Raw genomic sequence first — 23,451 nt, forward strand, 5'->3', positions numbered from 1 at the left:
TAACTATGAGAACGTTACCTATAAAGGAGGGGGAAGACATGGACCGCATGTTTCGTGTTCTTGCCTTTTGGACAGGTATTTTTACAGTTATGTTTTATGTAGGTGACATGCTGAATACTGCACTATTATTCCTGGTTCAAACGGCGTTTTTCCTTACACTGAGTTACTTAAAGCTGTCTGAACGTATGTACATGTATCTATTTGGTGCATATTGTACGGTATTTATTGTTGGATATACTTGGTATTCTGAGTTTATCCTGGTACCTGGATTTGGACATTAAAAACATCGAAAAAAGACCATCTGTATTGGATTATAGATGGTCTTTTTTCTATGTGCGCCAGGCATGGCGACTATCTAGGTGGTGGAAATCCACTGTGGAGGTACACATCGACCAACCACTAGAGAAGCGCAAAGCATTTATCGTGAGGTAAAGGCTGAAGGAAGCGTGTATCAAAATCTTGGCTCGACGAACAGAAATCTGATACGAAGGCTCTGTAGGCGGATAAGGCTCCATAACAAGTCAAAATCCAAAAGATGTGCGTAACCCTGCAGAGTAAATTAGGCGAGTAAAAGAGGAAAGATAGTTGTCTTACCCTGGGAGGTCTCACGGACAGCTGAGGAGTCCCCTAAAAAGAAAGCTGGTCGAAAAAGGTTTATCGTGAGAAGTCAGCCGATGCCGTAGTAGTGATGAAAATCATGAAGGGCTGAACAATTTATAGTGTTTCTACGCCATGAATGCACGAAGAATAAACTTCTGAATGTGTTAATGATGAAAGTATGAGCGTATCTCAGAGGATAGTCAAAATAGAAGTGTTCTCCGTCACATGAAAGGAAAGGAAGAAACGAGTGTGGAAATTTTAGAAAAGATTTTAAGCGATCAAAATATGAACGAAGCCTATCTTCGAGTGTACCGAAACAAAGGTGCAGGTGGGGTAGACGGCGTAACAGTAAATGAACTGAAAGCATACCTAAGGAAACACAAAGAGGAATTGCGAACGCAAATCCAGAAAAGAAAATACAAACCAATGCCAGCACTGCGCGTAGAAATTCCGAAAGAAAATGGAAAGATGCGCAAATTGGGTATTCCAACAGTGGTTGACAGAGTTGTCCAACAGGCAATTAGTCAAGTGCTCAGCCCGATATTTGAAAAACAATTCAGTGACTACAGTTATGGTTTCAGACCAAGAAGAAGTTGCGAAATGGCAATCACGCAAGTATTGGAATATATCAATGACGGATACCAGTGGTTAGTGGATATTGACCTGGAACGATTTTTCGATACTGTCCATCATGATAAGTTAATGCGAATAATCTCGCACACAATCAAAGATGGTGATGTCATTTCTCTGATACGAAAATACCTCGTAAGTGGTGTGATGGTCGATGGGAAATATGAAGATACAACTATAGGAACCCCACAGGGAGGCAACCTTAGTCCACTTCTAAGTAACATTATGTTGAATGAGTTAGATAAGGAACTGGAGGCAAGAGGTCTGCGTTTCGTAAGATACGCAGACGATAGCCTTATCTTTGTCAAAAGTGAAAAGGCGGCAAATAGAGTTCTTACTTCCATTACAACATTTATCGAAGAGAAACTGGGGCTAAAGGTAAATATGGAGAAAAGTAAAATCTCACGCCCTACGAAAACAACATTTCTAGGCTTTGGTTTTTACTATGACTCAAATAAGAGGAAATTTCAACCGAGACCCAGTAAAACGTCGGTTCAAAAATTCCAAAGGAAACTGCGCCGATTAACAAAGCGAAATTGGAGTATTTCCTTAAACGACAGAATCATCAAGTTAAAACAGGTCATGTATGGTTGGGTCAACTATTTTAGGGTAGCTAATATGAAGAGCGTTTTAGAGTCTATAGATGCGAAGTTGCGCTCCAGAATAAGAGTAATTATCTGGAAACAATGGAAGAACAACAAAAAGAGAATTAAATCTCTCATACAACTTGGTATACCAAAGGAAGAAGCCAAGGGGCTAACCTATTGTAGGAAAGGTTTCCGATTTACTGGGTTGTCGAAAGTTGTTCAGAGAGCATTGTCTAATAAAAGACTAAAGCAAAGAGGTATCCCCTTTGCCTTAGACCGTTATCTAAAAGTACACACTGAAATATAAATTGAACCGCCGTATACGGAACCGTATGTACTGGTGGTGTGAGAGGGGCGAAAAGTTATTTAGCTTTTCCCTCTACTCGATTTAATTTTGGTCCCCGCAATAAAGATACTACCTTTCTATGCCGGAAAAAAAGGATTATTTTTCTTCTCATAGCCGATTGTCGTTGCTGGCCCGTGGCCGGGAAGAACCGTCAGATCCTCCGGCAAACGATATAATTTCTCCCTTACCGAATGCTCAAGAATATCTATATCTCCATCGACTAAATCTGTTCTTCCAATCCCCTGTTGAAACAGGACATCTCCGCAAACAGCAAAATTATCTTCAGGGAAAACAAAGCTGATGCTTCCCGGCGAATGACCAGGGGTGTGTAATGCCTCCATGAAAAATCCGCCAGCTTCCAATGGTCCTTCTTCTAATTCTTTATCTGCCGCTTGCGCAGTTACAGGCTGACCCATTAATTTAGCTGATCCATTTAATTTAGGCTCCCCTAACCAATCCCATTCAGCTTTATGAAGATAAACCGGTGCATTTGTAAATTCCCGAATCCCTTCCAAACCACCGATATGATCAAAATGAGCATGGGTCAGTAATATTGCCCTCACGTTCAGCTGATGTTTTTCAATGGCAGCAATAATCTTCTCCGGTTCACCGCCGGGGTCGATAACTAAAGCATCTTTTTCTTCTTTTTTGTAAACGATATAGCAATTTGCCTGGACTAAACCTACCGGCATCGCAATAATTTCCATACCTATCTCTCCATTCTTTTATAATAACTCGACAAACACTTGGAAATACTATAAAATATAAATAGTTTAACGATAATTACATAGTATTAAATACTGACTTTTTACACAAGAATAATTACGTTGAAAAGGAGGAAAATTTCGGATGAGCCATATTATATTAGGAGTTATATTTTTAGCAGTTGCACTATTAGCGGTCGTATCAGTGATTCGTCAGTTGAAATATAAAAATATACTGGCGCTGTTATTTTCTGCTCTGACTGCAGTTGTCTTTGGATTCTTCTCCATCGCGACTATTATTTCAGAAATTACGGGCTAAAACGAAACGGACAGATTCTTTTTATGTTGCATAACATGAAAGGAGTCTGTTTTTTATTGCACTTTTAGGAGTATCTAAAAAGTTGGTGGCGGCCGCTTCAACGGGTTTCATGAAGTGAGTAATATCAGGATTCAGAACTACACTCCACTTCCCGCAGCGTATATCTCGTTAACAACAACACTGTGTTTTAAAAGTCTAATAGTGCTCCTGATTTTTCTTATCTTAAAAAAGCCTGTTCTCCAAATAGTAAAAATAAAAAATACCACAGGAAGCAAAATAAGCCTGATTAAGGCATCTTCACTTTTATACATACTCATTTGCAAGTAATTATAAATACGAAGCCAGGAGTGATTAAATGCGACTTTCTAAAGCAGACCTGCTGGGCAGCATCATTATGTTCATCACTCTTTGTGTTTTTTTATTTATTCTTTTATGAAAGAGCCGAGATTCTTTAATATTGCATTTATAGCAATCGTTTTTGTTTATTTTATTAGATTATTTGTAAAGCAAAAATACAACAATAGAAACAGCTGATTAATTAATACAGAAAAAACGATGCAGGCGCTCATCACCTGCATCGTTTTTATTATTCTTCTTCCTCATCTCCAAAATCAACAAATCGGAATAAGTCTCCGTATATGATGGAGTCGGAATAAGAAAGCTCTGTATCCACTTGTTCTTGAATGGAGTCACAAGCACTTTCTACTTGTTCTAATTCTTCACTTGCTTCTTCCTCAGAATCAGTCTCTTCTTCAATGGCCTGATCCATTGACTCTCCGGTTTCGCGGTCATAACAGATTCCAGCTGTACTTACATAATCATCACTGACAAAATCGCCATTACGTAATGCGATATAGTCTTTTCTGTCATCACTGAATAAGTCATTACCGAAATAGATATCCTCGCCAGGGTCGACATCAAGCATGTTCAACATGGTTGGCTTCAAGTCGATTTGACCGGCAATCTCATCCATTACTTGGCCATTACCGTCTCCAGGGATGTGGATAAATAATGGTACACGCTGCAATTGCACCTGATCATACGGAGTAATTTCATCCTGATCTAAATATTGGGCCATCGCTTTATTATGGTTTGCGCTGATTCCAATATGGTCACCCATAATAACGATAATGGAATCCTCATACATACCGGATTCTTTCAATTCATCAAAGAATTCTTCAATTGCCTCATCCATATAACGGACAGTTGGGATATAACTGTTCAGTGTATTGGAATTGGAATCAAATTTATCAATTGTTGCATCTTCCTCATCTAATTCAAACGGGAAGTGATTTGTCAGTAAAATCATTTTGGAATAGAACGGCTCTTCCAAATCCTCCAGAAGCGGGATAGATTGTTCAAAGAACGGTTTGTCTTTCAAACCCCATCCTACAGAATCTTCTGGTGTGACATCGTATGATTCCTCACCAAGGAATTCATCGATTTCTAAGCTGTCATACATAGCATCTCTATTCCAAAAGCTTTTGTTGTTCGCATGCAATACGGAAGAAGTATAACCGGCTTCTTTAATCATTTCCGGGAAGGAATGATAATCATTTCCTCCGTGGGTAAAGAATACAGCACCGCGGGACAGCGGGTACAATGAATTTTCTACTAAGAACTCGGAATCAGATGTATTTCCCTGACCAGTTTGTTCATAGAAATTATCAAAGTAATACGTATCCTCATCTTGAGCTAAATCATTCAGGAACGGCGTAACCTCTTCCCCATTAACTTCACTGTTCATCACAAAATGCTGCAATGATTCTGCATTAAGGAAAATAATATTTTTATCCTTCGCAACACCATTCATCTCTTCACTGCGCTCATGATCTACATTTTCTTCTATAAATTCCTGAATTTCAGGAATTTCATTTCCGTCAGCAAAAACACGCTGTGATTCATTTTTAGAATGAACAACTACATCGTATACATGATAGTTAAGCAGCCCGATATTTTTCACTAAATATTCGCGATCAAAACCACGGGTGAATAACTGCGGTCTTTCCATTTCTGCTAAGAAAAAGTTACCTGCAAGTAAAACTAATGAAAACGCCAGAACACCGACTTTTCCACTTCTAGGGTACAAGACAGATAAACTTCCTGCAAATTTCTTACTTATATACCAGACAATCGCCACATCAGCAAAAATGAAAAGGTCCCATGGCTTAATCAAAGTTAAGATACTGGATCCTAAATCTGTCATATTGCTTCCCATAAATAATTGCGGGATGGTGATAAAGTCTGTGAATTGGCGATAGAATACCAGATTTGCCCAGACAATCAGTGACATCGCCAGCATCGCATACCGAATATATTTCATTTGTCTGGAAGACTTTTTAAACCAGACCCCTAATGCCAGTATTAAGAATGCTGACACAAATGGATTAATAAACAGAATTAATTCCTGCATGGAGTTATCAAGTTCAATATTAAATACAAATCGATAGACAATATACGTTTTCAGGCCAAGAAGTAACGCCGCTATGACATAGAGCGGTATCTTTGGCTTTTTAAATCGTTTCATTATATCCTCTCCTAAATAATAAAAACAGGAATTCGAGTTTATCCTTTAACATACTTCTTCCCATTTTATAAACTAATGTAAACCTACAATTAATGAATTCTACATCTTTTTCATACGATTTGGCAAGCAAAAGGTTTCACATTAAATCATTTTATTTTAATACCCGTTCATAAATTACTATTTTAGTAGATAATCTAAAAAAATCAAGTCTGAAAATCAATTAACTATTATTTTCATATACCAGATACGCTCCGCCGATAATGCCTGCATCATTGCCGAGCTGACAAACTTTAATCGTACATACCTCGCTTATCCTTGGCAGTGCGTGTTTTCTGAATGCTTTTGTAACAGCATCGATTAAATAATCCCCTGCATTGGAAACACCGCCGCCTATCAAAATATTGGAAGGATTAATAATCATTGACATATTTGCCATCGCTTTACCTAAAACATCTGCGGTATAGTCAATAATCTCCTTGGAAGCCTGGTCTCCCTGTTTTGCCAGCTCAAAAATATGCTGCGTGGTAATACTTCCCTCTGATTGAAATAATTTCGCCAATTTGGAGTCCGGATTTGTCTGCACCTTTTCCATTCCCTGTCTGACGATGCCTGTTGCTGATGTAATAGTTTCTAAGCATCCTCTTTTACCACAGTTGCATAAATAACCATTCTCTAATACTTCAATATGGCCAATTTCACCAGCCATTCCATTGGCACCATTTAAGATGGACCCATTTGCGATAATTCCGCCTCCAACCCCTGTACCAAGTGTGATGGCAATTAAATTTCTGGATTGATTCCCTGCACCGACCCAGTTCTCTCCTAATACGGCAATATTGGCATCATTCTCAGCATAAACGGGAACGTTCGCCAGTTTTTCAAGCTCTTCCGCTAAATGAATATCTTTCCAGCCAATATTTACAGCTTCTGCAATAATACCGGCATGCGCATCTACAAAGCCCGGTGCTCCGACGCCAATTCCTTTAATAGAAGCATCCTTGAATGACGGCGTCTGTAATTTTGATTCAATGCTTGCCCAAATATCTGGAATGATATGGACCCCTTCATTTGTTAAATCCGTAGGGATTTCCCATTTTTCAATGATGTCTCCATTTTTTGTAATAAATCCAATTTTAACGGTCGTACCGCCGATATCTACGCCTGCTAATAGTTCACTCATTGTTTTCCGTCCCCTTTTTATATTCTCTTATCTCTTTTTTCAGAAGCAATAACGCTTGTTGAAATTGCTCTACACTGATCAATTTCCATTCATATAGTTCATTTATTTCCATTATCATTAATTCTAAATCACCTAAACGATCTGCTGTATAAATAAAAGTACCAAACTTCAACAGCAGTTTTCGTACATCGTGTATATTCTCCATGCTATCACCAAAAACATTATACCAAAAGGGCATGAAAATGGGAAATGCGAAAAAGACCCAAATCGAATCAACGATCTGGATCTTTCGGCCGTAATATGGATGGACGCAGATGTCTCTCTGGTAATGGAAAACGAATAAAGGTATCACGCATATTCTTTGCGGAGAATGGAACCAGCGGCCAGAAATAAGGCGTATCCAACGTTCTCATTTTTATTAAAAATAACAGCCAAATGGTTACACCGACAACATATCCGCCGACACCGAACAAAGCCGTTGTAAATAATAAAAATAAGCGGACAAGGCGGTTGGCCATCCCTAATTCATAGCTCGGCGTGGCATACGAGCCAATGGCTGCCGTCGCAATATATAAAACCACCTCATGGGAAAACCAGCCGACTTCTACCGAAACCTCGCCAATCATGATTGCAGCAACCAGGCCAAGAGCCGTTCCCAGTGCTGATGGCGTATGAATCGATGCCATCCTTAAAATATCTAGGCCCAGCTCGGCGATTAAAAATTGAACCAGCAATGGAATAACACCTGAATCTTCCGGTCCGATAAAATCAAATGCTGCCGGCAGCAGCTCCGGCTGTACTGAAAATAAATAATATAACGGCAGGAGGAGAAGAGAAAAAAAAATGGCAATAAACCGAACAATTCGTAAATACGCTCCGACACTCGGTTTTTGACGATATTCTTCTGCATGCTGCAAATGCTGCCAGAATGTTGTCTGCGTAATCATCACACTGGGAGTGCCATCAATAATAAGCACGATATGACCCTCTAACAGATGAGAAGCGGCTGTATCAGGCCGCTCGGTATAACGGACCGCCGGATAGGGATTCCAATATCGGCGGCTAAAAAATTCTTCAATCGACTTTTCTGCCATTGGCAGCCCGTCTGTATCTATGCCGTCAAGTAACTCTTTCAGCCTCTCCACCTGTCTGGAATCAGCTATATCTTCTATGTAACTGATAACCACATCTGTTTTAGAGCGTCTGCCTACCTGTGTAAACTCCATTCTTAAGGAGCGATCTCTGACCCGGCGCCTGGTTAATGCCGTATTAAATACGAGGGTTTCCACAAATCCATCACGGGGGCCCCTGACAACCCTTTCCAAATCAGGCTCTTCTGGAGACCTTGCCGGATATTCTCTTGCATCAATGATAATTGCCTTATCCATTTCATCCACAAATAAAACAGTGGCTCCAGAAAGGATAAAATCGACTATTTTATCCATTTCTTTCATTTCTTCCAGCTCAATATAGGGAATATCTCTCTTCATTAATTTTCGTAATGTATCGGTATCCAGCTCATTCGGCTGAAGCCTTTGCAGCGATTGCATAATATAAAGCATGATATCGTCTTTTGCAAACCCGTCGACCATAAACATAGCCATATCCTTCCCGGCATAGTTTAAGTCTAAATTAATTATGTCGAAGCTTTTATCCACTCCCAGATAAGACTTTAGATAAGAAACATTGGTTTCTAAACTTGAAGCTACTTTTTTCATCTGATTGGTCAATTTTATCACCTTATATCATAGGATGTAGATAGTTTATATCACCAGATGAAATCTATACATGCTACATCATTTAAAACACACTAAAAAACCAGATTGCCATTCACGTTCAGCAGTCTGGTTTTTTAATCAGTAAGGTTGCAAATCATCCTTCAGCTTGGATAATTCTTCATCATCTGGAAAATGAGATAAGCCTTCATCAATAATAGCTTCGATTTCTGCGGTACTTGCGCCTTGCCTTGAATATAAAACGGCCAGGTTATTGTACATTTGCGGCAGTCTATGGTCGTATTGAACAGCCTCTTCCAAATCCTCTGCAGCATCTGTATACTCTCCTTCTTGAATATACGCAAACGAACGATGGAAAAGGAAATAAGGTATCAGCGTCTCATCATTCGTATCATCCAAAGCTTCTGTTGCAATGGAAATGGCTTCGTTAAAATGATTCTCTTCTAATTGCATCTCTACTTCAATTAATTTCAACTCTGGAGATGAAGAATTGAAAGACCAGCCATAAATAAACAATCCAAGACTTAGCACAACAAAACCAACCAAAGCAAGCAGCTGATTCTTTTTATTTTTTTTGTTTGGGACATAGGCTGCTGCAGCAATCAAAAACCCGCCGGCCAGTCCGCCAAGGTGCGCTCCCATATCGATTTCAGGAATAGTAAATCCAATCACAAGGTTTATCCCTAAAATAAGCATGATATTAAAGCCCATTGTCTGAAGGAAGATTTTCTTATAAATCAACCCAAATAAGAGAAGTGCGCCAAACAGAGCGAATATAGCGCCCGATGCCCCTGCTGACACATTGATAGAAAAAGCAAAGCTTGCAATAGAACCTGTTAAACCGCCCAGGAAATAAATAAAAAGAAACCGGATCCTCCCGAATATCTGTTCAATGGCTGCGCCAAGGTAGAATAAAGCAAGCATATTCATCATCAAATGAAGAAAATTTAAATGTAAAAACATCGATGTGAAGAATCTCCACCATTCTCCTTCCATGACAAGCAGATTAAAATTTGCCCCCATATCAATTAAATGCTGTGTATTCTCCATTTCTCCGCTGGTTATTTGAAAAATAAAAATGAGTACGTTGAAAGCAATCAATATGTATGTAAACAACGGTTTCGAAAATGAAAATATTTTCTTACGATTCTCCATTTCTTCCTGTATTTCTTGAAATAAAACATCTTTCATGCGCTTTGCGGCAGTTTCTTTATCAGTTTCTGTTACATACTTTTCTCTATCCGAAGATAATGAAATATGTAGATCATGGTTTAATTGACTGATTTCTTCCTCTTCATTTGCTTCAGCAAGATAATATGTATGCATCTTTGGAGCTTTCTTTGTTCCTTCTCCCCGCGGGTGCTTTACGTCTTCCCAATCATCCACCGGCAGTTCTTCTGCGATATAAATTGAATAGAAGACAGCATTTGAGCTCGCAATAGCCTGCCTGATCCGCTGCATCTGCTGGTAGGCAATCTGCGAATCCTGACGCAGGTGATTCGACCAATCAAACGTTTGCGGTTTCACTCGAACAATAGCGGATTTTCTGTCAGCTTTGCGCTCCAGCCAGATTTCATCCGTTTTATAGTCACCGGCAATAATTCGAAAACCTTGTGTTGTTAATTTATTCACCAGCTCATACGCCCGATATTGCATAGGTATGTCCATAAATCATCCTCCCCTCTTTGAAGCATACCAAATATTTATAATCAGGTACAATTTTCCGTTTGCAGTAAACCAGGGTGCAAAGATAATTTTTAAACAGATTCGTAAAGCACACCTGTCTTACCATCCTGAGTAAGCTCTCGTTTCGATTCGCCGACAAAGAGGGAGCATGCAGATGAATGGTGAAGAAAATAAAAATAGTGATTTAGAAATTAAACCATTTCCTTTTTCTTTTTCCACAAAATCATATTACCAAGCAGCGGTACCAGGTACTTTCTCCCCTGTTTCCAATTTAACATGCTGTTTAAAATGCGGTACCTCCATTTCATAAAAAGGAATGCAATGGATAGCAGCATCGCAAATACAAAGATAAAGCGCATCATTTTCCTGACCTCCTTCGAGATAGTACCCTTTTTGAACAACCTCTTTTACATCTTTTATTGTCAACGAAGAAAGCCATCTTATACATCAGATATGCTATTTGGAAGTTTTTATAGTTCGTTTTTCTGTTATAATCAGCTCTACAGGCAAATCATGACTTTCTCTTGGAATACGATCAACTAGCTGCTTTTCCGTACACAGTGAAATCGTTACACCCTTATAATCAGCCAGCATACGATCATAATACCCGCCGCCATAACCGATGCGATAGCCGTCCTTGTCAAAAATAACACCAGGCACCAGCAGCAAATCGATATCAGCAGGCGCTATAGGTGTCGTTTTTTCTGGAATAGGTTCTTTTATCCCGGCATAGCCAGCTTCGATTTGATCGAGCTGATTCCAAACATAATATTGCATTTCTTTCGTTTTCACAATACATTTAGGGGAAGCGATTATCTTTCCTTCCTCCCATGCCTTTTCCATGATGGAAGATGTAGCCCACTCCTGAGCCGTGGAGATTGTGATGCCTATTGTCGCAGCCTGCTGAAACACAGGACTTGCCACTAATTGATTCTGCAGTTTTTCTTCTATATTTTTCCGTTCAAATTCCGACAATCCGCTTATATACGTCAGCATATGCTGCCGCAGCATCTTTTTTTCTGACATGAGAAATCCACCTCCATAGATAAAAAAACTCTTATCCAATAATATCAGATAAGAGTTTTTTATGAATGCTTATTTAGTTTCACGGTGTAGGGTATGTTTTTTAAGACGTGGTGAGTATTTCATAAGCTCAATACGTTCCGGATTATTACGTTTGTTTTTTGTAGAAATATAGTTACGATCTCCTGTTTCCGTGCAAGCTAACGTTATATTTACGCGCATATCTATCCCTCCAAACTTTTCAACTTGCCTTTTTACATAACTGTACAGACTTTAATTATATTATCAAAGTTTCTTCAATTTATCAAGAATGTTTCTTCAAAGAATCCGAAAACTTTTCATACATTGATTTATTAAAGTTAAAGCAGACGTTTATCAAGATTTCTCCAGCTTTTAGCATAGTCACTTCTTTTAATTTATGGTATAACTATAAATGATACATAAAGTGCGTGTTCAAAAAGTTTCCAATGGTATTCGGCGGGACGAGTAATCACAGCAACGGTTTTAATAGACCGAGTAATCGCAGGTCTCAATGTGGTCAGCTTAATGCAGCCGCTGCGACGGGTAAACGCGGACCTATTACGCTGCGTACATTTGAAGGCTTTTGAACATCCTCATAAAGGGAGGGAATTAAAAATGTTAGTTGCCATTTTGGCAGTTGTCGTCATTGGAATTGTTCTATTTATCCTGTCATTCTTTATTAACGATCGTCTGGAAGAAGTAGAGAGTCAGCTTGAACAATTGTCTATTACAACAATGCAAGATACATATCAGCTGAAAAAGAAAGTATCTGTTTTAGAAGAAGAATTATTGCCTCAAAATATATCTGACGACGCTGTATCGTCTCAACCTAAAAATAATAATTAGAGGAGTATTATCATGAAACAACATGTAAGAGCGTTTGCTGTCGGTCTATTAACCAGCGGTGCCCTGCTTCTCGCTATTTATCTTTTTGGCGGTCAATCCTCAGGCAATCTGAAGGATACCGAGCCGGAAGAATTGATTTCGGTTTTGGAAGATCAAGGTTATGCCGTATTGACTCAGGATGAATACATTGCCTATAGCGTTGGCAGAGAAGATGGGGAAGAAGAAAATTCCGATGCAGATGAAGGAAACGGAAACGAAGAAGCAGATTCCGATTCAAACAACGATTTGGATGAAAATGATAGCACAGATGAAGAAGAAAATAGTAATGATGAAGAAAGCAATGAGAACGAAGATAGTAATGATAACGACTCAGAAAGCAATGAAGATGACGAAGCATCCGAGGATTCTGATGTGATTGAAGTAGAAATCACACTGGAGGACGGCGCACCGCCTTCCACTATCAGTAATGCTTTAGAAGATGCCGGTATTATTGATGACGCGTGGGACTTTAATGATTATCTGGATGATAATGATTTAAGCGGCAGTGTCATACCTGGAACCTATGAAATCGATAGCGAGATGTCGTTCAGCGAAATTGGCGATGTCATCACCACGTATTCCGAATAAAATCATCAAATTTAAAATGAGCTGTTCCATCCGGGAGCTGCTCATTTTTTATATGATTCACAAAAAAACTTCCACCCGTTACGGGTAGAAGTTTTTTTATTCTTCGTTTTCAGTTTCACTGTCTTCGGAAGAATCACCTTCCGCATCTTCATCATGCTCTTCTTTTATTTCGAAATACGTATCTAAAATACGTTCACCAATTTTCAGGTTGACCTGGTCTCCTTCACCAATTCCAACATACGGTACAACCACGGCAAAAGCAACCTCCGGATCATCATAAGGCGCATAGCCGACTAATGTTAAATTATTAAGGGCAAACTCCTGGCCGTCTACATACTGAAATGACTGCGCTGTTCCTGTTTTTCCTGCCGGATTATAGGATTTATTCGCAAAAAAACCGCGTCCTGTTCCCTGTGATCCTTGATAGGAAAGACGGAATCCTTCCTGCACACGGCTGATTTGGTCATTTGTCATTTCAATCCGGTTCATTACCGATGTGTTTTTGGAATAATACAAAGGCCCCAGCTCATCTAAAGAAGCGATTGGATCACGCGCTTCCTTTAAGAAATGCGGCTGGACACGGTAGCCGTCGTTGGCAATTGTTGATACATATTGTGCAAGCTGCAGGGTTGTGTACGTATCATACTGGCCAATAGCAAAGTCAAGAATATTACCAGGGTTATCCGGGGCTTCCCCTCTAACGCCGGTACTTTCATATGGATAATCAATCCCCGTAGATGCTCCTAAGCCAAACTGATTAAAATAGTTTTGCAGCGTTTGTAAGGTTTCTCCTATATTTATGCTCAAGCTGGCATTATGCGGCATTGGGTAACGATAGTCTCCCCCTAACCGTAAAGCAACATAGAACATGTAAACATTGGATGACCTTTCTAAAGCACTTAAATCGTTAACGGTTCCCATTGCTGAAACAGATTTTTTCACTGGCGCTCCAGCTAACTTCATCGGCGCATCATTGAAAGCATCGCCCGGTGAAATTACCTCCGAATCATAACCAGTAAGAATTGTTGCTCCTTTAATACTGGAACCAGGCTCATGCGCATTGGCTAAAGCCATAAATGCTGCATCGCTGTACTCATTCTTCTCCGAATCATAGTTCAGACCGGAAATAGCAAGCAGCTCTCCTGTTTTCGGATTCATAACCACAGCATACGCATTGGTTGCAAATCGATTTTCATAAGGGCTTTTTGCTTTCATGGACTGAAACTCATCTAATAAAATCTCATCCACTTCCTGCTGAAAATCTAAATCTGTTGTTAACACCAAATCTTTGCCTCGTTCTCCCTCTACTATGGTTTCCGAACCGACAATCGACCCGTTTTGGCGTGTCGTATATTGAATCTGTTCTTTACGCCCGCGCAGAAAATCCTCATACTGCTCTTCCAGCCCGCTCCTGCCGACACGATCGTTCCGGCTGTATCCCTTCGTCAGGTAAGCACTCATATCCTCTGCCGGAATTCCCTGCTCCTGGCTGGAGATACTGCCTAAAATACTTGTTAATGTATCACCGTTTGGATAGACACGATTCCAATCCGTTGTAGCATTAATACCAGGCAATTTATCCAGATTTTCCGCTACAGAAGCATATTCCTCTGCGGAAACCTCTTCATTCTTTACAATTTGAGGGGTTAGCGCATATGCTTTATCGAGTTCTTTTTTGATTGCAATAATTTCCAATTCGCCACCGGAAAAATTTGCAATTTCTTCATCCGTAATCAAATCCAGCGTCGCATTATAAACCTCAGAATTGTCCATTTCTTCTGTATCAATTTCCTCTAATCGCTCTTCTATGTCTTCTTGATGTAACAATAAATAATATTCTCTTTTGTCTCTGTCTGTTATTCGATCAATATATTGGTCGTCACTCATATCAATATATTGTGCCAATGTTTCCGCTACTTTCAGACGGTCATCCGCCTGCACACCCTTGGGAGGCGTATACGTAATGGAATACATCGCTTCATTATCTACAATTAATTTCCCGTTTGTATCATAAATCTTCCCCCGGGGTACAGGTATACTTGTCGTATCTAAATTGGTTCTCTCAATTTCGTCCTGATAAGCTTCCCCGTTTAGAATTTGAACAACACCTAACTGAAGTATGAGTGCAGAAAATAATAAGAAGATAGCAAAGAAAAGAATATTCATGCGAACGGGAAGCTGAGCCCGTTTTTTCTTTTTCTTCTTGTCTACCACTTTTCTCCTCCTTCACATCTATTTTGAACTTGCATCGCATTAAACTGTATAGCTCGTTTAAAAGTATATACAATGAATCATTTATGTGCATCTTTTTAAACCTTTAAATTATAAAAAGAAACTCCGCCCTTCGGGGCACAATTACCTTCCGCTTATAATCGTTCAAGTTATAATAGAGACCACTGTTTGATTTTACCACATTTAGCGACTTTTTTCGTCCGTAAAATCTTCTTTTAATGCGATTTTTTGTTTTTTTGACGGTCCAATAAAAATGTTCCGGATGCAAAAATAGATGATGGCATGTCCAGCGCCGAATATAATCAGTAAAGAAGGGATAATCACGTCATGCGGAAATAGGAACATGCCAAATATAAACACGGCAATCGAAGCAATTCTTCCCAGATTCAAATAAATTTCCCGGACTACAATGTATTCCACTCTTCTCTCGCTGACCATCCGCGCTCTGCCAATTACATCATAGGTCAGGGATTGATACGGAACGGTCAGAATTGGGAAGGCAATTCCGATAATCACCGCGTATACAATCAACCAGAACAGACTCATTTCAAAAATAATAATAAAAATAGAAGCAAACAGTAAGATTCCGCCAAATAAAATGGCTTTTTTTCTTAATGCAGGTTGAATCCATTTTAAAGCAACAAAATAAAAAATAATGGATAATCCTGAAAGAAATAAATTAAAAACCCCTAAAATAAGCTCACTGTTCGTAACAAGAAAAATCCAGATGGTAATATAGAAACCATAAATACCTTCTCTCAGCCCTTGAAAAAAGTGAGCATGTAAAATACGCTTCCAATTTTTATTTTTCTTTCTTTCATTGATGACAGCAGGTAAAGCAAAGCTTCCTCTGCTTCCCTTTCGTATAATAAAAAAGCTTACAATAATGGCAGCAATAAACAGGCTTAAGGAAATGATAAAAATAGCGGTATAGCCAAAATCCCCGGCCATTTTTGAAATCATCCATCCTGCAAGCAACGGTCCAATCATACCTGCAAACGAGGTCAGTGTGCCGGAAATGCCATTAAACCAATCTCTTGTATCCGGTTCGGTAATCTCAAAGGTCAGTACATAATAAGCTAACCAAAAAAAACCGTACCCTATTCCCAATAAACAACCGAGTATAAAATTATAATATGCAGCCAGCTCGCCGATCCAAAGAACGAACAGAAAAAAGAAACATAAAAAAAGAATTCCGATTCGCAATATAATGATGCGATCGATTTTTTTGGATAATTTTCCAGCATAAATAAAAGATAATGCCTGGAATACATAGCTTGCCAAGTGATAATTAGCAATCACAAAAAAATCTCCGGATTGCTTCCATAGGTACACATTAACAAATGTATTTGATAAAAAGATTCCTGCTGCATATAAAGCGCCGATAAGCAAGAGTATCCAAAGATCCCGATATTCATCTTTTTGTTGTTTATATCTTCTGTACTGCTGTTGTAATTGCATAGAAAACGACTCCTTCTTCTTTTATTTTTAGCGAAGGAGCCGTATCTATACAAAAAGCTTGCAGAAACATAAAGTTATCTGCAAGCTTTTATAATTATTCTTTATTTTGCTGCTTCGTAATTGTTTGTTACTTGATCCCAGTTAACAACATTCCAGAATGCAGAAATATAGTCCGGGCGTCTGTTTTGATATTTAAGATAATATGCATGCTCCCATACATCTAATCCTAATAGTGGCGTCTTACCATCTGTTAATGGAGAATCCTGGTTTGGAGTGCTTGTGATTTCAAGCTCGCCATTGTTTAATACTAACCATGCCCAGCCAGAACCGAAACGTCCTGCTGCCGCAGCTGCAAAATCCTCTTTAAATTTGTCAAAAGAACCGAATTTGCTGTTGATTTTATCGGCCAGCTCGCCAGTTGGTTCTCCGCCGCCGTTTGGTGACAAAGTCTTCCAGAAGAAGCTGTGGTTAGCATGTCCGCCGCCATTGTTGCGTACAGCAGTACGGATGCTTTCAGGAACCTCATTTAAGTCCCTCACAAGCTCATCAACTGATTTGTTTTGCAGATCTTCATGTCCTTCTAATGCATCATTTAATTTGGTAACGTAGGTGTTGTGATGCTTCGTATGGTGAATGTTCATTGTTTCTTTATCGATAGATGGTTCCAATGCATCGTATGCATAAGGTAATTCCGGTAATTCAAATTTTGCCATGTGTAACTCCTCCTTAAAATAAATGATGATTTTATTTCTACAATTTATACGTTATCAAAGGTAAGAATTTCTTGCAAATATTTTGCACTGATATGTATCAAACATTCCTTATTAAATAACCGTTTACATATTATTGACTATCCCATTTTGATTTAGGGAAACTTTTTTCCCTTAAAGAAACAACAAAATATTTATAAAAAGAATCAGATTCCGCTTGCAAAATCTGAAAAAAGCACACAAAAAAACAAGCTTTGTGCTTGTTTTTTAGATGGCTCGGGACGGAATCGAACCGCCGACACAAGGATTTTCAGTCCTCTGCTCTACCGACTGAGCTACCAAGCCGTACATGGAGCTTTGATATAAAAGCTCTCCATCATTCTGTTGTGAAATATGTATGGAGGAGGTAGAGGGATTCGAACCCCCGCGCGGTTTGACCCGCCTCTCGGTTTTCAAGACCGACCCCTTCAGCCAGACTTGGGTATACCTCCAGACAGAATAAATGGTGGACCCTGCAGGACTCGAACCTGCGACCGATCGGTTATGAGCCGATAGCTCTAACCAACTGAGCTAAGGGTCCTTTTACTATTATTGAATGGGGCGACCGGTGGGGATCGAACCCACGCGTGCCGGAGCCACAATCCGGTGCGTTAACCACTTCGCCACGGCCGCCATGAAATAGCAAATGTATGTATATTTTTTGGTAGCGGCGGAGGGGATCGAACCCCCGACCTCACGGGTATGAACCGTACGCTCTCGCCAGCTGAGCTACACCGCCATGGCTCCACAGGTAGGATTCGAACCTACGACCGATCGGTTAACAGCCGATTGCTCTACCACTGAGCTACTGTGGAATAATGTTTGTTTTAATTAGCAACAAAATATAATTTATCATGTTCTGTTGATTATGTCAACAACTTTTTTTGCGGTGTTGCAAAAGTTTTTATCAGAAGTTGACTGCAAGAATTATAATAGCATGTAATATAACATATTTCAACAAAAACTTATAAAAACTTTTTTCATTTCCGGTAATATATAGAAAAAGCTGTATTTCTATCGCATCTGTTATCCCCTCTTTTTAATATGCATGCTTCAAAATAATCAGATGTTCCATAAATGCTGTTGATAAATTATGCACCTCCGCGCTGCATAATAATGACCGACAGTTATCACGTTAAAAGCGTTCTCTTCCCCTTTTATCCCGAAATAGATGAAATAAGGGCTCTATCCGCTTCATTACAACAGATAGAGCCCTTTTATATCAGATCATCCTTAATGGTCTCCTAAGACGTTCTGAGCAATGTTTACAGCATGATCGCCAATTCGTTCTAAATTACTTATGATATCGACAAAAACGATTCCTGCTGATCCATTACAAGTGCCTTCATTCATACGGATAATATGGTTTTTACGGAATTTCCGCTCCATTTTATCGATTTGGTCTTCTTTTTGAATAACTTCTAAAGCCGCTTCCCGATCGTTTGCCTCTAAAGCCTCAACAGCCTGTTTAACTGTCATATACGTTAAATCAAACATTTTGTTGAGATCTTCAATTGCCTGATCTGTCAGCGAAACTTTGTTGGACATTTTATAGTCCACCAGTTCAACCACATTCTCAAAATGGTCGCCAATTCGTTCAATATCACGAATTGTACTCATTAAGCTGGTATGTTCTATACTTTCCGGTTCTGTTAAGTTGGTAGAAGCGATATCCACTAAATACTCCGTTATTTTACGATCCAGATTATTCAGCGCTCCTTCAATTTGCAGAGCCATCTCGGAATTTTTCGGATTCTGCGTAGTGACATAACTGTGGGTTTCCTCTAAACCTTGATACGCATATTTCCCCATACGGACAACTTCCATCTTAGCCTGGCCCAGTGCCAGCGAGGAAGACTGCTGAAGGAAAATAGAATCCAGATGCTTTGGTTTATACTCAATAATGACATCATCTCCAGGCACCAGCTTCGTAATGAGCCATGCCAAAGCACCGATAAATGGAAATTGAATAACCGTATTTGCGATATTATAGCTTCCATGCGCAAACGCAATGGTCATCTCCGGGTTTAAACTTAAGCTGGATTGTAAATAGTAAATAAATTGAGTAAACGGATAGAGCAAGATAATAAAAATAATCGCACCTAGTAAATTAAACGTTACATGTGTATAGGCAGCTCGTTTGGCAGCAACAGATGTACCTATACTTGCAATAACAGCTGTAATGGTTGTACCGATATTATCGCCAAATAATACAGGAACAGCTGCCTTTAAGTCAACTGCACCCTGAGCGAATAATCCTTGCAGAATACCAATGGTTGCTGATGAACTTTGTACAATTACAGTAAATACGGTACCAATAACTACTCCGAGAATTGGTGTATCGCTCATAGAAACTGTCAAATCTTGAAATGCCTGTAAAGAGCGGAGAGGTGTCATCCCGCTGCTCATTAATTCAAGCCCATAAAATAGACCTCCAAAACCGAATATCGCCTGTCCTACCGCTACAATTTTTTGCTTCTTAAAGAAAAAGATTGTAAACGCACCTAAAGCTAAAAATAATAACGAATACTCCCCAACATCTATTCCAATAATAAAAGCAGTTATGGTTGTACCGATATTCGCTCCCATAATAACACCGATTGCCTGTCTTAATGTCATAAAACCGGCATTGACAAGCCCTACAGTTAAAACAGTAGTTCCCGAACTGCTCTGAATAAGCACAGTTACAATAATCCCAGCAAGCACACCCAGGAATGGATTGGTTGTAAACCGGTCCAGAATATCCCGCAAGTGATCTCCTGCTGATTTTTGGAGTCCATCTCCCATCATTTTTATCCCCATTAGGAATATGCCGATTCCTCCGAGAAATTCAATAATTAAACTTTGAACATCGATATCCACGAAAACTTCATCCCTTCTACCTCTTATGTAAACTTTTGTAGAATTTTGCGCCTCATTCATTATTGATGATTCTAAAGAGAATGTAAACATGTTTGATGAAAAATTTACATAGATTTAATATTTGTTTACATTCGAATAGAAAGGGATGCTTAGTATCTGCTTTTTTCATGAAAATATGTATAATATTAGGACCAATCGCATACAAATACAGGATTCATCTCCAGCTTTATGAAATGAATCCTGTTTCAGGGTTATTCTATTTAATTACGAACTATTAATTAATCTTCTTTAAGCTCCTCTATCCGGACACTGGTTCCATCCACTGCCACTACTTTAATCGGCGTTCCTTTTTTAATCCAGCGTCCGCCAGATACAGCACTGTAATGTTTTTTATTCACTTCAATCGTACCGGAAGGTCTAAAATCGGTCAGCGCAACGCCTTCTTCTCCCAGCAAAGCTTCATACTCTTTACTGAGCGAGCTGTAGCCCTGTTCATTTGTAAGCTGGTCCATTAAAGCGATTTTCGTCCACATCTGTCTCCGTTTAAATACTTTTAAAAACGCCAGAGATGAAAATGCTCCAATGACGATACTGATTACCGCATAAAGACCGTTTGCAAAATCCGGCTGCGGCAATGCAACGGCAACGATCATCAAAACCAGTCCAATTGTAGCCAAGGTTCCATCGTTCAACACTTTGCCATCAATAATAATCAGTAATATTCCCAGGAAGTATATAATAAACATGAGTAAGACCGAATTGGTTTCTGTGTATACCGTAAAATAAACAGTTATAAATCCCAGCCCTAATACACCAAATATACCACGCATATTTACAAACATTTCACCTAATATAAATAAAGTTCCAAAAAATAAGGCAAGAAATCCAACCCATTGTAATTCAACCACGTCCATACCATTCACACCCTCTCGTTGCCCTGCTTATCATGTATATATAAAAACGATAAGAAGGACTTTTTTGACATCCTCTTCTATATTATATGTACGTATGAGGAAAGAAAATAGTTTCATTAAAGGAGATTTTTTATGGAATTTTTGCGTAGAATTTCCCTGATTACGTTTATTATATTAGTTGCAGTCAGTATTTTTCAAGACTTAGCTCATTCAGACGGGACAACCTCCGTTTCAAATAATGAAAATTTGGAACTGCCTCCTTTTGAAGCTGTTCCGGTAAAAGTAAATCCTGGAGATACGGTTCTCAGTATTACAGAAGAAATCCAAACCATAACGGTCAACACTGTCTCTGTTGAGAATATTTTAAAGGCTTTTGAATCATTGAACCCAAACATCTCCTCCAATGACATCCATGTACATGAAGTTTACTATTTCCCACAATTTCAAGAGGAGCATTAGAAAAAGCAAACATCCGCTTTATTTTTCAAAGTGAATGCTTGCTTTTTATTATGAAATGCAGCTTTTTGCTAAATAATTTTAATGCTTAGAAATGCCGCCTAGGAAAAGAAAGGGATAATGAAAAAAGCGGAAATCAAAGAAAGAGCTCCTGCTATAATTCCGATAATACCAAGAATATTTGTCCCTCTGCTTCGTGCTACAAACCCGAATACAATGCTGGCGGCTCCTAAAATAACCGGCCAGGTAAAAAATGAAATAATTGCTAAGATGATACTTCCCCATCCATATATTGTCCCCGGGTTAAAGCTTTTCTCATCTTCAAATTCCAACAGGTTGGCATCGGTTAATTCTGTTGAAAATTCTTCCATTCTTTTGCTGTCTAACTGTTCATTTGTATGTTCATGCTGTGGTCTTTGTCCATGGTTCGGCATATCCTGTATACGTTTGTCTTTATCATTATCATTCATGAGATAAACTCCTTATACTTTAGAATTATATGATTAGCATACGGAATCTACAGGTTTTCATACAGGTATCATGCGGAATTTTTAGCAAAGAATGGTATAATCTTTTTGTTGTCTGCATATATTTACATGATGGAAGAAAATAAGAGGATATTCAAAAGGAGGGATGATATGTCTTTCTTTATCAAAGAAATGATTAAAAATAAACTGCGTAAATTAACCCCAGATGAAATTTTACATTATAGTGCCGAATACGGCTTTGCTATCACACGTACACAAGCAGACCAGATTGTACATTATTTAAGAACTTCTGCACCTAATCCATTTGACCAGGCAGATCGTGACCGCTTTATGATGGAGCTTACAAAAATCACGGATCAGAAAACAGCAGCAGCAGCACAGCAGTTAATGGATGAGGTCATTAAATCATATGGGATGGAGCATTTATTTGAAAACTAAAACCGGCTGAAATTAAAAAAGATGAGCATTCCCATATATAGGGTGCTCATCTTTCTTAATTTATCATGATTAATTGACCATAAACCCCCGCTGAATAAAGTTTGATTTTATACGGGACTAGCCTTCCATAATGATTTCCTTTAAATTCTCTTGAAAATCACCTTCGCGCAGCATTGCTATTTCATACTTGTACGGTGCTTTTTTATTTTTCTTATCTGTGCCTACATAAGGTGTTTCAAGGATTTTAGGAAGCTCGCTAAGCTGCGGATGATGAACAACCTTATGGAGGGCATCAAAGCCAATGTAGCCAAAACCGATGTTTTCATGACGGTCTTTATGAGCTCCGCGGTCATTTTTACTGTCATTGACATGGACTACTTTCAGACGGTCTAATCCGACGATTTTATCAAATGAATTCAATACCCCATCAAAATCATTGACGAGGTCATAGCCTGCATCATGAATATGACATGTATCCAAACAAACAGAGAGATGTTCATTGTGCGTAACACCAGAAATAATTTCAGCCAGTTCTTCAAATGTACGGCCCATTTCGGAGCCTTTTCCAGCCATTGTTTCTAATGCAATTTGAACATCATTTTTTTGTTCAAGCACTTCATTTAATCCTTCGATAATTTTCGGAATACCCTTGTCGGGGCCTTCTCTCACATGCGCTCCCGGATGAAGTACGATTTGTTTTGCCCCCAGAGCCTCGGTACGTTCGATTTCACTCCGCAGAAAATTAACGCCCAATTCAAATGTCTCCGGTTTTACCGTGTTGCCGATATTAATAATATACGGCGCATGCACAACAATGTCAGCTATTCCATGAGATGCCATATGTTCTAATCCAGCTTCAATATTTAATTCTTCAATCGGCTTTCTTCTTGTGTTCTGCGGTGCGCCTGTATAAATCATAAAGGTATTTGCCCCGTAGGAAGCAGCTTCTTCGCTGGATCCTAATAACATTTTCTTGCCATTCATTGAAACATGAGAACCGATTTTCACCATATTTATTC

General features: G+C 39.1%; 23 protein-coding genes and 6 tRNA genes. 7 read left to right on the forward strand and 22 right to left on the reverse strand.

Features of this window, described 5'->3' with window-relative positions:
• Window positions 1–38 precede the first annotated feature (38 nt).
• Window positions 39–281: a DUF2626 domain-containing protein gene (locus BN997_RS19530; RefSeq protein ID WP_040985302.1), complete on the forward strand. Its 243-nt coding sequence runs from the start codon at window positions 39–41 to the stop codon at window positions 279–281.
• A 568-nt stretch (window positions 282–849) separates the two neighbouring features.
• Window positions 850–2,124 carry a group II intron reverse transcriptase/maturase gene (gene ltrA / locus BN997_RS19535; RefSeq protein ID WP_042528596.1) on the forward strand — a complete coding sequence of 425 codons (1,275 nt, stop codon included), beginning with the start codon at window positions 850–852 and terminating at the stop codon, window positions 2,122–2,124.
• A gap of 116 nt (window positions 2,125–2,240) precedes the next feature.
• On the opposite strand, the gene BN997_RS19540 is transcribed toward ltrA, so the two are convergent.
• Entirely contained in the window at window positions 2,241–2,870 is a 630-nt protein-coding gene (locus BN997_RS19540) for an MBL fold metallo-hydrolase (protein ID WP_042534771.1), read from the reverse strand.
• 142 nt (window positions 2,871–3,012) lie between these two features.
• Here BN997_RS19540 and BN997_RS22780 point away from each other — a divergent pair, with 142 nt between their 5' ends.
• Window positions 3,013–3,186 carry a DUF2759 family protein gene (locus BN997_RS22780; protein WP_084612994.1) on the forward strand — a complete coding sequence of 58 codons (174 nt, stop codon included), beginning with the start codon at window positions 3,013–3,015 and terminating at the stop codon, window positions 3,184–3,186.
• A gap of 586 nt (window positions 3,187–3,772) precedes the next feature.
• Here the strand turns inward: BN997_RS22780 and BN997_RS19545 are convergent.
• The 8 genes from BN997_RS19545 to rpmG form a co-directional block, all read right to left on the reverse strand.
• Window positions 3,773–5,713, reverse strand: a complete 1,941-nt coding sequence (locus BN997_RS19545) for an LTA synthase family protein (RefSeq protein WP_042534773.1) — start codon at window positions 5,711–5,713, stop codon at window positions 3,773–3,775.
• A 220-nt stretch (window positions 5,714–5,933) separates the two neighbouring features.
• Entirely contained in the window at window positions 5,934–6,893 is a 960-nt protein-coding gene (locus tag BN997_RS19550; RefSeq protein WP_042534775.1) for an ROK family glucokinase, read from the reverse strand.
• Complete coding sequence (locus tag BN997_RS19555) at window positions 6,886–7,098, reverse strand: YqgQ family protein (protein WP_042534778.1); 213 nt, start codon at window positions 7,096–7,098, stop codon at window positions 6,886–6,888. Before BN997_RS19555 ends, BN997_RS19550 begins: the two co-directional genes overlap by 8 nt.
• A 67-nt stretch (window positions 7,099–7,165) precedes the next feature.
• Window positions 7,166–8,611, reverse strand: coding sequence for a spore germination protein (locus tag BN997_RS19560; protein ID WP_042536315.1), 1,446 nt, complete (start codon window positions 8,609–8,611; stop codon window positions 7,166–7,168).
• A gap of 138 nt (window positions 8,612–8,749) precedes the next feature.
• Entirely contained in the window at window positions 8,750–10,297 is a 1,548-nt protein-coding gene (locus BN997_RS19565; protein WP_042534780.1) for a rhomboid family intramembrane serine protease, read from the reverse strand.
• 209 nt (window positions 10,298–10,506) lie between these two features.
• On the reverse strand, window positions 10,507–10,677 hold the full coding sequence (locus BN997_RS23320) for a hypothetical protein (protein WP_175297070.1): 171 nt from the start codon (window positions 10,675–10,677) through the stop codon (window positions 10,507–10,509).
• A gap of 94 nt (window positions 10,678–10,771) precedes the next feature.
• Window positions 10,772–11,341 (reverse strand): 5-formyltetrahydrofolate cyclo-ligase, encoded by a 570-nt coding sequence (locus BN997_RS19570; protein ID WP_052485088.1) that lies wholly within the window; start codon window positions 11,339–11,341, stop codon window positions 10,772–10,774.
• A gap of 69 nt (window positions 11,342–11,410) precedes the next feature.
• A complete protein-coding gene (gene rpmG / locus BN997_RS19575; RefSeq protein ID WP_040985278.1) occupies window positions 11,411–11,560 on the reverse strand; it encodes a 50S ribosomal protein L33 in 150 nt (49 codons plus the stop codon).
• 414 nt (window positions 11,561–11,974) lie between these two features.
• Here rpmG and BN997_RS19580 point away from each other — a divergent pair, with 414 nt between their 5' ends.
• Window positions 11,975–12,205 carry a hypothetical protein gene (locus BN997_RS19580; protein WP_042534783.1) on the forward strand — a complete coding sequence of 77 codons (231 nt, stop codon included), beginning with the start codon at window positions 11,975–11,977 and terminating at the stop codon, window positions 12,203–12,205.
• Between the two features lie 12 nt (window positions 12,206–12,217).
• Complete coding sequence (locus tag BN997_RS23605; RefSeq protein WP_244882407.1) at window positions 12,218–12,832, forward strand: endolytic transglycosylase MltG; 615 nt, start codon at window positions 12,218–12,220, stop codon at window positions 12,830–12,832.
• Window positions 12,833–12,928: 96 nt separating this feature from the next.
• On the opposite strand, the gene BN997_RS19590 is transcribed toward BN997_RS23605, so the two are convergent.
• From BN997_RS19590 to BN997_RS19640, 11 genes are all read right to left on the reverse strand, one after another.
• Complete coding sequence (locus BN997_RS19590) at window positions 12,929–15,046, reverse strand: peptidoglycan D,D-transpeptidase FtsI family protein (RefSeq protein WP_306432766.1); 2,118 nt, start codon at window positions 15,044–15,046, stop codon at window positions 12,929–12,931.
• Window positions 15,047–15,247: 201 nt separating this feature from the next.
• Window positions 15,248–16,525, reverse strand: a complete 1,278-nt coding sequence (locus BN997_RS19595; RefSeq protein WP_042534785.1) for an MFS transporter — start codon at window positions 16,523–16,525, stop codon at window positions 15,248–15,250.
• A 101-nt stretch (window positions 16,526–16,626) separates the two neighbouring features.
• The gene (gene sodA / locus BN997_RS19600; RefSeq protein WP_042534787.1) at window positions 16,627–17,238 is read right to left on the reverse strand and encodes a superoxide dismutase SodA; all 612 of its coding nucleotides are present in this window, start codon (window positions 17,236–17,238) and stop codon (window positions 16,627–16,629) included.
• A 269-nt stretch (window positions 17,239–17,507) separates the two neighbouring features.
• Window positions 17,508–17,580: transfer RNA gene (locus tag BN997_RS19605), tRNA-Phe, on the reverse strand.
• 53 nt (window positions 17,581–17,633) lie between these two features.
• Window positions 17,634–17,726, reverse strand: a tRNA-Ser gene (locus BN997_RS19610).
• 12 nt (window positions 17,727–17,738) lie between these two features.
• Window positions 17,739–17,815, reverse strand: a tRNA-Ile gene (locus BN997_RS19615).
• A 16-nt stretch (window positions 17,816–17,831) separates the two neighbouring features.
• A tRNA-His gene (locus BN997_RS19620) sits at window positions 17,832–17,907 on the reverse strand.
• Window positions 17,908–17,936: 29 nt separating this feature from the next.
• Window positions 17,937–18,013 (reverse strand) — tRNA-Met (locus BN997_RS19625).
• Window position 18,014: 1 nt separating this feature from the next.
• A tRNA-Asn gene (locus BN997_RS19630) sits at window positions 18,015–18,089 on the reverse strand.
• Window positions 18,090–18,507: 418 nt separating this feature from the next.
• Window positions 18,508–20,136, reverse strand: coding sequence for a Na/Pi cotransporter family protein (locus tag BN997_RS19635; protein WP_042534789.1), 1,629 nt, complete (start codon window positions 20,134–20,136; stop codon window positions 18,508–18,510).
• Between the two features lie 278 nt (window positions 20,137–20,414).
• Window positions 20,415–21,050 (reverse strand): NfeD family protein, encoded by a 636-nt coding sequence (locus BN997_RS19640; protein ID WP_042534791.1) that lies wholly within the window; start codon window positions 21,048–21,050, stop codon window positions 20,415–20,417.
• 132 nt (window positions 21,051–21,182) lie between these two features.
• Here BN997_RS19640 and BN997_RS19645 point away from each other — a divergent pair, with 132 nt between their 5' ends.
• Window positions 21,183–21,509: a hypothetical protein gene (locus tag BN997_RS19645; protein ID WP_042534793.1), complete on the forward strand. Its 327-nt coding sequence runs from the start codon at window positions 21,183–21,185 to the stop codon at window positions 21,507–21,509.
• A gap of 98 nt (window positions 21,510–21,607) precedes the next feature.
• Here the strand turns inward: BN997_RS19645 and BN997_RS19650 are convergent, their stop codons facing one another.
• On the reverse strand, window positions 21,608–21,976 hold the full coding sequence (locus BN997_RS19650; protein WP_052485089.1) for a DUF4190 domain-containing protein: 369 nt from the start codon (window positions 21,974–21,976) through the stop codon (window positions 21,608–21,610).
• 168 nt (window positions 21,977–22,144) lie between these two features.
• Here BN997_RS19650 and BN997_RS19655 point away from each other — a divergent pair, with 168 nt between their 5' ends.
• Window positions 22,145–22,432, forward strand: coding sequence for a DUF2624 domain-containing protein (locus BN997_RS19655; RefSeq protein WP_042534795.1), 288 nt, complete (start codon window positions 22,145–22,147; stop codon window positions 22,430–22,432).
• A gap of 117 nt (window positions 22,433–22,549) precedes the next feature.
• Here the strand turns inward: BN997_RS19655 and BN997_RS19660 are convergent, their stop codons facing one another.
• The gene (locus BN997_RS19660) at window positions 22,550–23,443 is read right to left on the reverse strand and encodes a deoxyribonuclease IV (protein WP_042534797.1); all 894 of its coding nucleotides are present in this window, start codon (window positions 23,441–23,443) and stop codon (window positions 22,550–22,552) included.
• Window positions 23,444–23,451: the final 8 nt, after the last annotated feature.

Source organism: Oceanobacillus oncorhynchi, assembly GCF_000821065.1.
In the GTDB taxonomy this organism is placed as follows: domain Bacteria; phylum Bacillota; class Bacilli; order Bacillales; family Amphibacillaceae; genus Oceanobacillus; species Oceanobacillus oncorhynchi.

Excerpts from the sequence above, each read along its gene's own strand:
- BN997_RS19650 (WP_052485089.1), bottom strand. The coding sequence starts at position 21,976 with ATGAATGATAATGATAAAGACAAACGTATACAGGATATGCCGAACCAT.
- BN997_RS19640 (WP_042534791.1), bottom strand. The coding sequence starts at position 21,050 with ATGGACGTGGTTGAATTACAATGGGTTGGATTTCTTGCCTTATTTTTT.
- BN997_RS19540 (WP_042534771.1), bottom strand. The coding sequence starts at position 2,870 with ATGGAAATTATTGCGATGCCGGTAGGTTTAGTCCAGGCAAATTGCTAT.
- BN997_RS23320 (WP_175297070.1), bottom strand. The coding sequence starts at position 10,677 with ATGATGCGCTTTATCTTTGTATTTGCGATGCTGCTATCCATTGCATTC.
- BN997_RS19660 (WP_042534797.1), bottom strand. The coding sequence starts at position 23,443 with ATGGTGAAAATCGGTTCTCATGTTTCAATGAATGGCAAGAAAATGTTA.
- BN997_RS19555 (WP_042534778.1), bottom strand. The coding sequence starts at position 7,098 with ATGGAGAATATACACGATGTACGAAAACTGCTGTTGAAGTTTGGTACT.
- BN997_RS19565 (WP_042534780.1), bottom strand. The coding sequence starts at position 10,297 with ATGGACATACCTATGCAATATCGGGCGTATGAGCTGGTGAATAAATTA.
- rpmG (WP_040985278.1), bottom strand. The coding sequence starts at position 11,560 with ATGCGCGTAAATATAACGTTAGCTTGCACGGAAACAGGAGATCGTAAC.
- BN997_RS19560 (WP_042536315.1), bottom strand. The coding sequence starts at position 8,611 with ATGAAAAAAGTAGCTTCAAGTTTAGAAACCAATGTTTCTTATCTAAAG.
- BN997_RS19545 (WP_042534773.1), bottom strand. The coding sequence starts at position 5,713 with ATGAAACGATTTAAAAAGCCAAAGATACCGCTCTATGTCATAGCGGCG.
- BN997_RS19655 (WP_042534795.1), top strand. The coding sequence starts at position 22,145 with ATGTCTTTCTTTATCAAAGAAATGATTAAAAATAAACTGCGTAAATTA.
- BN997_RS19595 (WP_042534785.1), bottom strand. The coding sequence starts at position 16,525 with ATGCAATTACAACAGCAGTACAGAAGATATAAACAACAAAAAGATGAA.
- BN997_RS19550 (WP_042534775.1), bottom strand. The coding sequence starts at position 6,893 with ATGAGTGAACTATTAGCAGGCGTAGATATCGGCGGTACGACCGTTAAA.
- sodA (WP_042534787.1), bottom strand. The coding sequence starts at position 17,238 with ATGGCAAAATTTGAATTACCGGAATTACCTTATGCATACGATGCATTG.
- BN997_RS19580 (WP_042534783.1), top strand. The coding sequence starts at position 11,975 with ATGTTAGTTGCCATTTTGGCAGTTGTCGTCATTGGAATTGTTCTATTT.
- BN997_RS19570 (WP_052485088.1), bottom strand. The coding sequence starts at position 11,341 with ATGTCAGAAAAAAAGATGCTGCGGCAGCATATGCTGACGTATATAAGC.
- BN997_RS19530 (WP_040985302.1), top strand. The coding sequence starts at position 39 with ATGGACCGCATGTTTCGTGTTCTTGCCTTTTGGACAGGTATTTTTACA.
- BN997_RS22780 (WP_084612994.1), top strand. The coding sequence starts at position 3,013 with ATGAGCCATATTATATTAGGAGTTATATTTTTAGCAGTTGCACTATTA.
- BN997_RS23605 (WP_244882407.1), top strand. The coding sequence starts at position 12,218 with ATGAAACAACATGTAAGAGCGTTTGCTGTCGGTCTATTAACCAGCGGT.
- BN997_RS19645 (WP_042534793.1), top strand. The coding sequence starts at position 21,183 with ATGGAATTTTTGCGTAGAATTTCCCTGATTACGTTTATTATATTAGTT.